Source organism: Pedobacter aquae (assembly GCF_008195825.1).
Lineage (GTDB): Bacteria > Bacteroidota > Bacteroidia > Sphingobacteriales > Sphingobacteriaceae > Pseudopedobacter > Pseudopedobacter aquae.
The window spans coordinates 3,550,109-3,563,194 of the sequence record NZ_CP043329.1; the positions used below are offsets into that span (position 1 = coordinate 3,550,109).

The 13,086-nt window shown below is 34.9% G+C and carries 15 protein-coding genes and 1 pseudogene; 11 read left to right on the plus strand and 5 right to left on the minus strand.

What is annotated here, in order from left to right; translation table 11 throughout:
• Positions 1 to 42 precede the first annotated feature (42 nt).
• The 5 genes from FYC62_RS15670 (at position 43) to FYC62_RS15690 (ending at position 4,277) form a co-directional block, all read left to right on the plus strand.
• Complete coding sequence (locus FYC62_RS15670; protein WP_149075620.1) at positions 43 to 1,218, plus strand: acetyl-CoA C-acyltransferase; 1,176 nt, start codon at positions 43 to 45, stop codon at positions 1,216 to 1,218.
• A 38-nt stretch (positions 1,219 to 1,256) separates the two neighbouring features.
• Entirely contained in the window at positions 1,257 to 1,628 is a 372-nt protein-coding gene (locus FYC62_RS15675; protein WP_149075621.1) for a four helix bundle protein, read from the plus strand.
• Positions 1,629 to 1,759: 131 nt separating this feature from the next.
• On the plus strand, positions 1,760 to 3,550 hold the full coding sequence (locus FYC62_RS15680) for an acyl-CoA dehydrogenase family protein (protein WP_149075622.1): 1,791 nt from the start codon (positions 1,760 to 1,762) through the stop codon (positions 3,548 to 3,550).
• Between the two features lie 195 nt (positions 3,551 to 3,745).
• Positions 3,746 to 3,961 (plus strand): hypothetical protein, encoded by a 216-nt coding sequence (locus tag FYC62_RS15685; RefSeq protein WP_149075623.1) that lies wholly within the window; start codon positions 3,746 to 3,748, stop codon positions 3,959 to 3,961.
• Entirely contained in the window at positions 3,951 to 4,277 is a 327-nt protein-coding gene (locus tag FYC62_RS15690) for a type II toxin-antitoxin system RelE/ParE family toxin (RefSeq protein WP_149075624.1), read from the plus strand. The genes FYC62_RS15685 and FYC62_RS15690 overlap by 11 nt, the downstream gene beginning before the upstream one ends.
• A gap of 111 nt (positions 4,278 to 4,388) precedes the next feature.
• Here the strand turns inward: FYC62_RS15690 and FYC62_RS15695 are convergent, their stop codons facing one another.
• Both FYC62_RS15695 and FYC62_RS15700 read right to left on the minus strand, forming a co-directional pair.
• Positions 4,389 to 4,745, minus strand: a complete 357-nt coding sequence (locus tag FYC62_RS15695) for a helix-turn-helix domain-containing protein (RefSeq protein WP_149075625.1) — start codon at positions 4,743 to 4,745, stop codon at positions 4,389 to 4,391.
• Entirely contained in the window at positions 4,745 to 5,053 is a 309-nt protein-coding gene (locus tag FYC62_RS15700) for a type II toxin-antitoxin system HigB family toxin (protein WP_149075626.1), read from the minus strand. Before FYC62_RS15700 ends, FYC62_RS15695 begins: the two co-directional genes overlap by 1 nt.
• Positions 5,054 to 5,267: 214 nt before the next feature.
• Between FYC62_RS15700 and FYC62_RS15705 the strand changes: the two genes are divergently transcribed.
• Positions 5,268 to 5,732 carry a hypothetical protein gene (locus FYC62_RS15705; protein WP_168199462.1) on the plus strand — a complete coding sequence of 155 codons (465 nt, stop codon included), beginning with the start codon at positions 5,268 to 5,270 and terminating at the stop codon, positions 5,730 to 5,732.
• Positions 5,733 to 5,851: 119 nt separating this feature from the next.
• Here the strand turns inward: FYC62_RS15705 and FYC62_RS15710 are convergent, their stop codons facing one another.
• Complete coding sequence (locus FYC62_RS15710; RefSeq protein ID WP_240534759.1) at positions 5,852 to 6,247, minus strand: Dabb family protein; 396 nt, start codon at positions 6,245 to 6,247, stop codon at positions 5,852 to 5,854.
• 215 nt (positions 6,248 to 6,462) lie between these two features.
• Between FYC62_RS15710 and FYC62_RS15715 the strand changes: the two genes are divergently transcribed.
• From FYC62_RS15715 to FYC62_RS15730, 4 genes and pseudogenes are all read left to right on the plus strand, one after another.
• A complete protein-coding gene (locus FYC62_RS15715) occupies positions 6,463 to 6,945 on the plus strand; it encodes an FKBP-type peptidyl-prolyl cis-trans isomerase (RefSeq protein WP_149075627.1) in 483 nt (160 codons plus the stop codon).
• A 1-nt stretch (position 6,946) separates the two neighbouring features.
• Positions 6,947 to 7,816: an FKBP-type peptidyl-prolyl cis-trans isomerase gene (locus tag FYC62_RS15720; protein WP_149075628.1), complete on the plus strand. Its 870-nt coding sequence runs from the start codon at positions 6,947 to 6,949 to the stop codon at positions 7,814 to 7,816.
• A 20-nt stretch (positions 7,817 to 7,836) separates the two neighbouring features.
• Positions 7,837 to 8,925 (plus strand): annotated as a pseudogene (gene prfB / locus FYC62_RS15725) (peptide chain release factor 2).
• Positions 8,926 to 8,946: 21 nt separating this feature from the next.
• Positions 8,947 to 9,825: an alpha/beta hydrolase gene (locus FYC62_RS15730; protein ID WP_149075629.1), complete on the plus strand. Its 879-nt coding sequence runs from the start codon at positions 8,947 to 8,949 to the stop codon at positions 9,823 to 9,825.
• Positions 9,826 to 10,074: 249 nt separating this feature from the next.
• Here FYC62_RS15730 and FYC62_RS15735 read toward each other — a convergent pair whose 3' ends face one another.
• Positions 10,075 to 10,932 (minus strand): transglutaminase-like domain-containing protein, encoded by an 858-nt coding sequence (locus FYC62_RS15735; RefSeq protein WP_202594436.1) that lies wholly within the window; start codon positions 10,930 to 10,932, stop codon positions 10,075 to 10,077.
• Positions 10,933 to 11,033: 101 nt separating this feature from the next.
• On the opposite strand from FYC62_RS15735, the gene FYC62_RS15740 reads away from it, so the two are divergent.
• On the plus strand, positions 11,034 to 11,819 hold the full coding sequence (locus tag FYC62_RS15740; protein ID WP_149075630.1) for an O-methyltransferase: 786 nt from the start codon (positions 11,034 to 11,036) through the stop codon (positions 11,817 to 11,819).
• 6 nt (positions 11,820 to 11,825) lie between these two features.
• Here FYC62_RS15740 and FYC62_RS15745 read toward each other — a convergent pair whose 3' ends face one another.
• A complete protein-coding gene (locus tag FYC62_RS15745; RefSeq protein WP_149075631.1) occupies positions 11,826 to 12,947 on the minus strand; it encodes a BamA/TamA family outer membrane protein in 1,122 nt (373 codons plus the stop codon).
• Positions 12,948 to 13,086: the final 139 nt, after the last annotated feature.

Genomic DNA, 13,086 nt, shown 5'->3' on the forward strand with positions numbered 1-13,086 from the left:
GTCTTTATTCCTTGCTCCTTCATCCTTAATTAAAAGATAAATATGGAAGCATACATCATAGCAGGATACAGAACAGCAGTAGGAAAAGCTCCAAGAGGGGTATTTCGTTTTACCAGAGCAGATGATCTAGCTGCCGAGGTGATACAGCATTTAGTATCCTCTGTACCGGGTTTAGACGTAGAAAGAATAGACGATGTGATTGTAGGTAATGCAACTCCGGAAGCGGAACAAGGACTTAACATCGGAAGAATGGTATCCCTAATGGGTTTAAAAACCGATAAGGTACCAGGCGTTACCGTGAATAGATATTGTGCATCGGGTTTAGATACCATTGCCACGGCAGTAGCAAAAATAAGAGCAGGAATGGCGCATTGCATTGTTGCTGGTGGGGTAGAAGTAATGTCGGGCATGCCTTTCGGCGGATGGAAAATTGTACCTAATGCAAGAGTGGCTGTAGAAAACCCAGATTGGTATTGGGGCATGGGTTTAACCGCAGAAGCAGTTGCTAAAGAATTTGAAGTTAGCAGAGAAGACCAAGATAAATTTGCTTTTGAATCGCACCGGAAAGCTGTAGCAGCTTTAGAAAATGGGCATTTAAAAGATGGTATTGTGCCTATTAAAGTATCAGAAACTTATGTAGACGAGCAAATGAAAAAGAAAACTCGCGAATATGTGGTTGATACAGATGAAGGCCCTAGAAAAGATACCAATTTAGAAGCTTTAGCTAAGCTGAAACCAGTTTTTGCTGCCGGAGGATCTATTACTGCCGGAAATTCTTCACAAACATCAGACGGGGCAGCTTTTGTTTTAGTAGTGTCTGAAGAGATGCTGAAAGAGCTAAATGTAAAACCTATTGCTAGGTTGGTAAGCTATGCTGTAGCAGGTGTACCACCAAGAATTATGGGTATTGGTCCTATAGAGGCTATTCCGAAAGCCTTAAAACAAGCCAATTTAAAACAAGATGATATAGATTTAATTGAGCTGAACGAAGCTTTTGCATCGCAATCTTTAGCCATCATCAGAAAGTTAAATCTAGATACCAGCAAATTAAATGTAAACGGCGGCGCTATAGCATTAGGGCATCCACTAGGTTGTACAGGAGCAAAATTATCTGTTCAAATTTTTAACGAGCTTAAAAGAAGAAATCAGAAATACGGTATGGTAACCATGTGTGTAGGAACAGGGCAAGGTGCAGCCGGGATTTTTGAAGTTTACTAGAATAAAGAGCAAGGAATAAGGAACAAAGATAAAAGACGATGCATAATTTTCGACAGTTAAATATATGGAAAGATGCAAGAGCGATTGTTAAAGACGTATATCTACTTACTTCTAAGTTTCCAGTTGATGAAAGATTTGGATTAATAAGTCAGATAAACAGATGTGCAATCTCAGTTCCTTCAAATATTGCAGAAGGCTCGGCAAGAGGAACCAATAAGGATTTTGCCCACTTTCTAAAAATGAGTTTAGGCTCACTTTATGAGTTAGAAACCCAACTGTTTTTGGCTGCTGATTTAAATATGATTTCAGAATCAGATGAAATTTTTGAAAGAATAATTATCCTGCAAAAGATGGTCGTAAATTTTATAAAAACATTGAAAGAACAAAGTACAATGAATAAAGAACAATGAAAAAGTATAATTTTCAAAACTTTTACTTAATCATCCAGATAAGAATTCTTTGTTCTTTTTATCCTAAATAAAAATAACGATGATAGGCAAAATCTTTACTCTTTGTTCCTTTCATCTTTAATCAAAAAAATATGGCAACAATAGAAAAAAAATCAAGCAAAGGAGGTGAGTTCATAATCACCGAAACAGATTTTCAGGATGTTTTTATTCCAGAAGAGTTTGATGAAGAACAATTAATGATTAAGAAAACCTGCGAAGACTTCTTACAAGCAGAAGTATTCCCAAATTTGGATAGGATTGATAAACTTGAAGAAGGTCTTATGCCATCTTTAATGGATAAGGCAGGAGAATTGGGTTTACTAGCCGTTTCTATTCCGGAAGAATATGGTGGTTTTGGTAAAAACTTCAATACTTCTATGTTGGTGGCTGATGCTGTAGGTGCTGGTCACTCTTTTGCAGTAGCCTTATCCGCACATACCGGAATTGGTACTTTACCTATTCTTTATTATGGTAACGAGGAGCAAAAAGCTAAATACATTCCTAACCTAGCTTCTGGAGAGTGGAAAGCGGCTTATTGTTTAACAGAGCCAAACTCTGGTTCTGATGCTAATAGCGGAAGAACAAAAGCTAAATTAAATGCAGAGGGTACGCATTATATCATCAACGGACAAAAAATGTGGATTACCAATGGTGGTTTTGCCGATGTTTTTATTGTCTTTGCTAAAATTGATGATGATAAAAATTTAACAGCATTTATTGTAGAAAAAGATTTTGGTGGCGTAACCATGAACCCAGAAGAACATAAAATGGGTATTAAAGGTTCTTCTACCCGTCAGGTTTTCTTTAACGATTGCCCTGTTCCGGTAGAAAATATGCTTTCAGACCGTGAAAACGGTTTCAAAATAGCGGTTAACATTCTTAACATTGGTCGTATTAAATTAGGTGCTGCAGCTATTGGCTCATCCCGTAAGGTGATAGATTATGCCATCAATTATTCAAATGAGCGAGTTCAATTTGGGCTTCCAATTTCAAAATTTGGAGCTATCAGATACAAATTAGCAGAAATGGCCACCCGCAACTTTGCTGTAGAAAGTGCTGCTTACCGGGCCGGACAAAATATTGATGATGCTTATGATAGATTAGTTGCCGGAGGTATGGATTCTGGTAAGGCTAAACTTAAATCTACCGAGGAATTTGCTGTAGAATGCGCCATCTTAAAAGTTTGGGGTTCAGAAATGTTAGATTATATAGTTGATGAAGGCGTACAAGTTTATGGCGGTATGGGTTTCTCTGCCGATGCTCCTATGGATAGAGCTTACCGCGATAGCCGTATCAATCGTATTTTTGAAGGCACCAATGAGATTAACCGTTTGCTTATTGTAGATATGCTCTTGAAAAGAGCTATGAAAGGCGAACTAGATTTGATGACACCAGCACAAGCGGTATCAGGCGAACTAATGTCTATTCCTGATTTTGCTGAGGAGGATGATGCTTTATTTGCAGCCGAGAAGAAAGCCTTAAAAAATATCAAAAAAGCAGGTTTAATGATAGCCGGAGCTGCGGTACAAAAACTGATGATGACTTTAGCTAAAGAGCAAGAAATCTTGATGAATATCGCTGATATTATTGGTGAGGCTTATGTAGCAGAATCAACCATTTTAAGAGTAGAGAAATTAGTTGCGATGCGTGGCGAAGAAGCTGCTGCCGGACAAATTGATATGATGCGTATTTATATGCAACAAGCTGTTGATAAAGTTTATTTAGCAGGTAAAGAAGCATTAAATTCTTTTGCCGAAGGCGATGAATTAAATATGATGTTGATGGGTTTAAGAAGGTTTACCAAAGTAGCACCTTTTAACATCAAAGATGCAAGGCAAAGAGTAGCAAAACAATTGATAGAGGCTAATAAATATTGCTACTAAAAGAGAAAAGTATAAAAACTAACTAACTAAATTTATACTTGAGTTCGGGGTGTTATTTCACCTCGAACTTTTTTGTTTTATAGATTGAGGAAGGAGAAATCTCCTTACAAAAGCTGTTCAGATTAAATTGAGTGGCTTTATTATATATTAAGATTCTAAGATTTTTGTTTAGAAAAAATGATTAATTTTATACTTATGAAATTATTATTAGATATTCATTCAGATAATTTAAGTATGGTTATGGATTTTCTCAAAAATCTTACAGATGTAAAGGTTGAGAAAATTACAGATAAAGATGCTGATTTACTAACGGAGATTAAGGAAATAAAACAAGCTTTTCAACATGCAGAAATGCTAAGTTTAGGAAAACTAGAAGCTAAGCCTATTGAAAATTTATTAAATGACTTATAAAGTATATACTATTGATTATTTCGATAAGCAACTTAAAAAGTTAGTCAAAAAATATCCTTCGCTCAAATCGGAAATCATAGAACTTATTAATTCTCTAAAAGAAAATCCAAATTTAGGAACTCCTATAGGTAACAAGTGTTATAAAATAAGATTAGCTATTTCGTCTAAAGGAAAAGGAAAATCAGGAGGTGCAAGAGTAATCTCCTATGTTGCCTTTGTGGATAATCATATATTTCTTTTATCAATTTACGATAAATCCAATCAAGATTCTATTAGCGATATCCAGCTTTTACAATTGTTAGAAAAATTTAAGTAAATATTCCTAAAAGGATATTTAAAAGTCATCTTACGCTAGTTCATAGCAAGTGCTTAATATAGTTTACCAATTTTATTGGTTTCTAATCTATAAAAGCTTATCAAAGCTATCTCAAGCCAAAAACACCTCAGCCGGAATACCCAATTTCTGGTGCAAAACTTTGGCAATCTTAAGCGTTAAAGGTTTTTTACCACTCAATAAAGAAGAAACATAGCTTTTGCTCCCAATCCATTCGGTTAAATCTTTGTTTTTTAAACCTTCTTCTTCCATTTTTTGCTTCACTATTGCAATAGGGTCTGGTTTTGGAATTGGGAAATGGATATCTTCATATTGTTTTACTAATAATAAGGCAACTTGTAAATCTTCACCTGTTTTACTATCAGGCGAAACGTTTAAATCAAATTGAGTATCTATCCAAACCAGTAATTCTTCGTACTCTTCTTCGGTTTTTAAAATATGTAAATTCATCAGTTTTTAAATTTTACAGTAGCTACATCAATTTTATCATACTCTGTATGAGTTCCAAACCACTTAATTTGAATCACTTTATAAATAAAAACAACCCTAATGACTAACCTGTAATGATTACCCATAATATTAATCACCACACGGTCATCACCAACTAAACTCGCACTTTTATGTATTGCCTTTAATTCTTGAAAATTTTTAAAATCAGCATTCAGAAATTCATAATACCACTCTAATAATGCATTTTTTGCCTTTGGATATTTAATTGTATAGGCCAAAAGGGTTTTTCTGTTGATGATATTGAACATCTAAAGTTTACTAATGGAGAACAAATATAAAAAGTTTACTAATAGAAAACAAATGTGCTATGTGAATTATTTAATCTTACGTTCGTTTGCAATGAATGCCTAAAACGGCTTACGCTATGCTGTCTTTATAAATTTATAAAGCTTCCCTCGCCAAAATCTTCAAAAATATACTTCCAATTATTCTTTATCTTTAAGCAAATAAAATTTAAATCATATGAAAAAGATAATGTTAACGATTGCCGTGGCAATGTGTTTAAATGCAGTTGCTATGGCTCAAACTACTACTGAAAAATTGGGCGAGTGGAAAATAGTAACTGTTGTAGAATCTATAGTGCCTATGGGTTTGGGAAGATCAAGAATGATAGAAAATACAACTGAAGTTAATACCGAGCAGTTTCGGACCAGTCGTACAGATGGACAAAAATCTGATCAAAAAAGTGTAAGCAGAAGCGAATTAAAAGTAGAAAATTTTGATGAAGCCAAATTATTGAACTTTTTTAGTGCGGCGGGTATCAATTTTCAAAATATAGCTTCTAACGATGCTATGATTGGGGCAAGAATTATGGAATTAGAAGCAGCTGGCTTTAAACTCATTTATGTTACCAGTGCCGTAGAAAGCCATGCTGGTAAAGACGATTCTGGAGGTATTTTCATTACCAGAATGTTCTTTAAAAAGTAAGTTTAAGATATTTTTAAGCTAGCCTATAATCATTTAGGCTGGCTTTTTACATTGCGCTCGTTTGTAACGAGTGCTTATATGGTTTGCCGATTTTATCGGTTTCTAAGGCCTAAGTTTAACTATTTTAGAATATTTTCAGAATCGTAAATCAAAACCTTATTCCATAAATGCTCACTTTCTTTGATGAATACTTTATGAGCAGCTTCTTCCTGGTATTGGTCATGTGCTTCTTTTGAAACAAAAGTTACCATCAAGCAGTAGCTGTAAGAATCATCAATAACGGGTCTGTTGGTGCTTGCAGGAGTTCCTAAATGCATGCTGCTAATATGTTTAGATGCCTTTAAGAAAGTTGTAAGAGAAGTTTCAAACTTTAAACGGTCTTCTTTACTTTCAGGATTTTTTAACCAGAAGAGCACAGTATGTACAAATTTTCCATTTTCTTTTTGCGCCATAACAGATTCAGATTTTATTAAACATATTAAACTGATGATGAATACCAAGAAATACTTTTTCATGATGATTATTATTAAAATCTAAATATACATTTTAAACAAGATTTAAAGGGAGCTGTTCTTTTCAAACTCTAATGATTGTAACCAATTTGATATAAGTGTATCATTAAAGATGATTTTTTACGTATCGGGCAAACACATAACCCGTAATTTGACGTTAAATAATGTTAAAGCTTAGGTTTATATAAAAAGATAAATAAATTTGTAAATTATTAAAGATGAAGAAGTACGTTTGGTTAGTTTTAGTTGCGGTTACAGCATTGTTTAGTTCTTGTTTAAAGAGCGATTATGTTGACCCTTACAAGCAAGCAGAAGAACAATTAAAAAAAGACGAAGAAATTATCAAGCGTTTTATTGCCGATAACAATATCAATGCAGTAAGACATGAATCTGGTATGTACTATCAGGTTATCAATGCTGGGACGGGTAATTTCGACTATAAAACCAATAGCAATCCTAATATAACGATAAATTATACAGGTAGATTATTAAACGGAAATGTTTTTGATAGCAGAGCCGACTATAGTAGTAGATTAGGAAATTTCATTATAGGGTGGAGATTGGGCATCCCCTTAATACAAAAAGGTGGAGAAATCAGATTATTAATCCCATCTTTATACGCTTATGGCCCAAGCGGTAGAGGAAGCATACCTCCAAATGCCGTTTTAGATTTTGATATAGAATTAACAGAAATACAATAAGATGATAAAGAAATTATTCGGGTTTTTACTTGTAGCTATGAGTATGTTGGCTATCTCTTGCGAGAAAGAAACCAGAAGTTTAAAAGAGATAGAAGACCAATTAATTCAAGAATACATCAGGAGTAATAATCTAAGTTTTGAAAAAGATTCTACAGGTTTTTATTATCAGGTGATAGATGAAGGAAATACAAATTTGCCTATCTTAAAATATTCTGATAGAGTTAGAATTGGTCAAAAAACAACTTCTATTAATAAGACTGTAAATTCTGAAACATCCATTTATAATCCTACCCAACCAGATTTTATAGGTTATATAAGACCTATTCCATGGAGAGAAGGCATTAGAAAATTAAGAAAAGGTGGTGTGGTAAGATTGCTTATTCCTTCCTATTTAGCTTATGGAAAAGAAGGGCAAGGAACCAATGTACCGGGTAATGCTATTTTAGATACCAGAATAGAAGTTGCAGATGATACCAATCTAGAACTCTATGAAGATAGGCTCATTAATAGATACTTAACAGAAAAGAATATCACGGCCATTAAAGATGTTTCTGGAGTTTATTATCAGATTAGTGCTGCCGGAGATAGTAATTTTCCTACTGTAGATTCAGAAATTACCATTGCTTATACAGGAAGATTGTTAACTGGTACCGTATTTGACTCTAGAACTGCTGCCAACCCATTAAATTCAAAACTTTCTGAGTTAATTGAAGGATGGAAAATTGCTTTACCTAAAATTGGCGTAGGTGGAAAAATAAAAATCATTGTTCCATCAAGATTGGCTTATGGAGAAAGAGGTGCAGGACAAGGAAGTCTTATAGGCCCTAATACCATGCTTGAGTTTGATATAGAATTGATTGCTAAAAAATAATTGCAGATACTACACAAGATATGACGAAAGAACAACTACAGGATTTAAGAGACAGGGTAACGTCTCTGAGGAGGCATCTTTGACATTGATGCTAAACTAACCGAATTACACCGCGAAAATGCACTTTCTCTAGAACCTACTTTTTGGGATCATCCTAAAGAAGCAGAGAAAGTATTACATTCCATCAAAATAAAAAAAGCTGGACAGATGCTTACGATTCTGCCCTTGCCGCTATTGAAGATGCTGGCGTTATGCTAGAGTTTTTTCAGGCTGGCGAAGCTACAGAAGATGATGTTAAAGAAGCTTACCAAAAGGCAACCGCAGAATTAGAAAATCTGGAGTTTAAAAATATGCTTTCTGCCGAGGAAGACCAATTACATGCCGTATTACAAATAACAGCCGGAGCAGGTGGTACAGAAAGTTGCGATTGGGCAAGCATGCTCATGCGTATGTACATCATGTGGGGCGAAAAAAATGGCTATAAAGTGATAGAGCAAGACTCGCAAGAAGGTGATGTTGCAGGTATGAAAACTGTAACCTTACAATTTGAAGGAGATTTTGCTTACGGTTACCTAAAAGGCGAAAACGGCGTACACCGTTTGGTAAGAATTTCTCCTTTTGATGCTAACGCTAAAAGACATACTTCTTTTGCTTCTGTTTATGTTTATCCTTTAATTGATGATACCATAGAAATTGAAGTAAATCCATCAGAAATTGAATTTGAAACCTTTAGATCTGGTGGTGCAGGTGGGCAAAATGTAAACAAGGTAGAAACCGCTGTAAGGTTGCATCACAAGCCTTCGGGTATTATCATTAAAAACCAAGAATCTCGTTCGCAATTACAAAATAAAGAAAATGCTATTCGCTTATTAAAATCTCAATTATTTGAGATAGAAATGCGTAAACGCCGAGAAACCACCGCAGCCATAGAAGGAAATAAGAAGAAGATAGAGTGGGGCTCGCAAATCAGAAATTATGTTTTACATCCATACAAATTGGTTAAAGATTTAAGAACAGATTACGAAACTTCTAATGCACAAGCGGTATTAGATGGAGATTTAGACGAGTTTTTAAAGTCTTATTTAATGGAGTTTGGAGGAACACACTAAAATGATGAAAAAATTATTTTTATGATGCTTATCGGCTTTGCCCAATTAGCTAAGGCCCAAAACAGGGTGATAGAATTATATCCAAATGGTGTACCTGGCGCTAAAACAGCTACAGATTATGTAGAACAAACAGTAGTTGGTACTGATGGTAAAACTAGAGTTAGCAAAGTTACAAAGCCAACTTTAGAAGTTTTTACTCCTGCAAAAGGAAAAGAAACAGGCCAGGCTGTAGTAATTTGCCCTGGTGGTGGTTATGCTATTTTAGCCATTAAACATGAGGGCTATGATGTTGCCAAAAGATTTGCAGAAGCAGGTATTACAGCTTTTGTTTTAAAATATCGTCTTCCATCAGACATCATTATGGAAGATAAAAGTATTGGTCCGCTTCAAGATGCACAACAAGCAATAAAGTATGTAAGAGAAAATGCTGCTCAGTATAAAATAGATCCTGCTAAAGTAGGTATTATGGGGTTTTCTGCCGGCGGGCATTTGGCTTCAACTGCATCAACACATTTTGATAAAGCCTTTATCAAAAATGAGAATAATAGCAACCTACGTCCAGATTTTTCTATCCTGATTTACCCAGTAATTTCTTTTGGCGAGTTTAGACATAATGGCTCTAGAACAAATTTATTAGGTGCACAGCCTACTGATGAACAAATTACTTTATATTCTAACGAACTTCAAGTAAATGCCAACACACCACCTGCTTTTCTTGTACACGCTATGGATGATAAAACAGTTCCGGTAGAAAATAGCATCCAGTACAGTTTAAATTTGAAGAAGTTTAAAGTGAAAAGCGAAGTGCATTTGTACCAAGCTGGCGGACATGGTTTCGGGTTAAATAACTCAACAACCCAAGAAGATTGGTTTAAAACTTTATTAAATTGGATGAAATAAGGGTTTAATTTAAGTTTTTATATTCTTAGAAAACGAGGCTGTCTAAGAAATTATATTTGCCACATTGACTAGACCTTCGTTGTCATCCTGAGCTAATGTCATCCTGAGCGGAGTCGAAGTGGGAGTCGAATGAAATGTCATCCTGAGCGGAGTCGAAGGAAATGTCATCCTGAGCGGAGTCGAAGGATAAGAAAAGGCTTCTCGACTCTGCCTTATACTAAGTGATGATTCTAGACAGCCTCTGAGGGCTTATTCTAATACCTCTAGCAAGCCAATCAATTCTTTAACTTTCTCTGTGCTACCTAATTCTTCATAGGCGCTAATAAGGTTCCTAATCACTCTTTTAATAATTTCTGTATGCGAACAAGGTTCGTAAAAATATTTCTCTGGCTGAATTTGTAATTGTTTTAAAAACATATCAATATCTCTTTTACCAAAGATGTAACCTTTGTTAAAAACATTGATATAAAATAGGATGCCATTTTCTTCATTTTGTTTCTCCTGCTCATCCTCATAAGCCAAAATAAAATGCTGAGGAAGGTTTACACCATAAATAGGGATATCCAGTTTCTGAGCTATAACGGCATAAATAATAGCCAAACTTATTTGATTACCCTTTTTACTTTCTAAAACCTGACTGATGTAGGAGTTTTGAGGGTCTTTATGATTGCTGGTATTGCCAGAAAAGCCGTAGATATTATAAAAGATATGGTTAATGAGTTTTACCTTTTCAACTGGGCTAGCCTCGTACATCATTTGTAGCCAAATATCTCTTTTAATAGCCTCAATCTGGTTAATAATTTTCTGCTCGTTTAAATCAGGGTATTGATACCTGTTGATGATTAAAGCCCCGCGAAGCAAATCAAAAGCACCACTTTGGTACCACAAAGCTAAATCTTCACGTACATTTTGATACTGAATTTTATGCACCAAGTTTTCTATACGTTCTTGTAAAATGGTATCTAAAGATTGCTCCCAAGCACTTTCTAAAAAGCCTATAGCTTCACCACCATAAGATAAAATCCTATCCTCTATGTGCGAGAAAATCTCCGGATCAGGATCATCCAGTAATTTAATTAAAGAAGCTATTTCTTTTTCATCAATCATGATTAAAAATTCTAAAATCTAAAGTCTCACATCTAGTATCTCCATACGCAATACTCATTAGCCTATACGCAATCACAACGCAAATTCCTATCTTCGCCATCATGTTTAATATATCATTCGCCTTAGATTACATCGCTCACAGAATCAATGCCAAAACACGTCATGGTGTACATTCACCATTTGTTTACAAGCTTATAGATGAAGTAATTTACGATTTCAAAGATAAACCCGAATACAAAAGTATCGAAGAATTACGTAAAAATTTACTTCAAGACCACCGAAATGTAACCGTTACAGATTTAGGGGCTGGGTCACATCTTAATAATCAGAAAGTTAAAGCCGTTAAAGAGCTGGCAAAAAATGCGCTTAAAGCACCGCGTTTAGCAAAATTATTATTCCGTTTAGTACAATATACCAAACCTAAAACCTTAATAGAGCTTGGAACATGTTTAGGTGTAACAACAGCTTATTTAGCTAAAGCCGATGAAAATTTACAAGTGATTACTATGGAGGGCTGCCCGCAGACGGCTGCTATAGCACAAGAAAATTTTGATAAATTAGGTTTAAAGCGTATAAAATTAGAAGTAGGTAATTTTGATGAACGCCTGCCAGTTTTACTACAAAGCCAACAACAGCTAGATTTCGTTTTTGTGGATGGAAACCATCGTAAAGATGCTACTTTGAACTATTTCAATTGGTGTTTGCCAAAAGTACACGAAAATAGCTTGCTTATTTTTGATGATATTTACTGGAGCCAAGGCATGAAAGAAGCTTGGACAGAAATTAAAGCACACCCTCAAGTAAGTGTAACGGTTGATTTATTTTGGATAGGCTTAGTTTTCTTTAAAAAAGGGATCGCCAAAGAAGATTTTAAAATTAAGTTTTAGGAGGGTTTAAAAAGACTCTCCTAAAGAAATATACAAGCCAGAATTCCTCTTTTCGCCTAAAGGTTTTTCGCCAAAGCCATAATCTACTCTTAGGGCTAAACTTTTATCTAAATCAAAGAAAAACCTGCCACCAATACCATAATTAGGTTTTAACCTATTAACAGAAAAGTTGTTTTTCGCATAAACAGTTCCGGTACCTCCAAATGCAACCAATCCAAAACGGTCTACGGGTCTAAATCTAATTTCTGCTTGTATGGCAGCATAATTTTCATCCCTATACCTGCCCATGTAATAACCTCTCATAATTTGGTCGTTACCCATTTGCCTCAGCATATAAAACGGAATTTCTCTTTTACTACTCACCGCTTCCATAAAACCTTGTGCTGCTATGGTGAATTTCTTATGCGGTGTATAAAAATAGCGAGAATCTAAAGTGAATAAAGTTCCTTCAAATTGTTGCTGCTTAAAAAAATCAGGAGCATAGCCATAACGCAATCTTGTAAAAAAACCTTTAGTTGTGTAAATGTTGGTATTTCTGGTATCTATTAATTGTGTTATTTTAAATAAAATGAAGTTTCCTCCATCCTTATCAAAGAAAGGTGTGTTGTTGTAAAATCCGCCTAGTTCTACATCTCTAAAGCTTTGCGATTCAAACTCTACACCCAAACCCGGATAATAAGATTTAGCTAATTGTCTTTCTACTTCGGCGTTAAGCCTAAAACGTCTTTGTATCAGTTTATCTTCGTTACTTCTTAAGGTAGCATCTCCAACTCCGTAAAAATTGAAGGGCAAATTATAAAATCTGGCATCGTATAAATGGTGCCATTTGTTTCCTCTCGACCATAAATCAGACCTTATAGAAACCTGCGACTGGCCTTTGGTACTGGTATAGGCCAATCCGTATAGTTGAGAAGGTCTAATTAAACTATCCGTTTTATCCAGATAAAAAGAATATAAACCAGCGCCACCAAACTCAAAACCTGCTTCTTGGGTGTATGCTATTACCGGAACAGGTAAAAAGCTATTGTGTCTATTGGTATCTGGCGAGAAGAATTTATCTATAAGTTTTTTTTGCGAGAAGCCGTTTAAAGACAAGCCAAGCAAAAATAAAAGTAGAATCTTTTTCATATTTAGTCTCAAAGATAATTATCCAAACGGGATTTGAATGACTATGTTTTAAGCTTAAATAGATTTTACTAAAGATGAATCCTAAATTTGGATAGAGTAGACCTACAGAAATTTGATTTTTTTAGTAGAAGCATTTAAA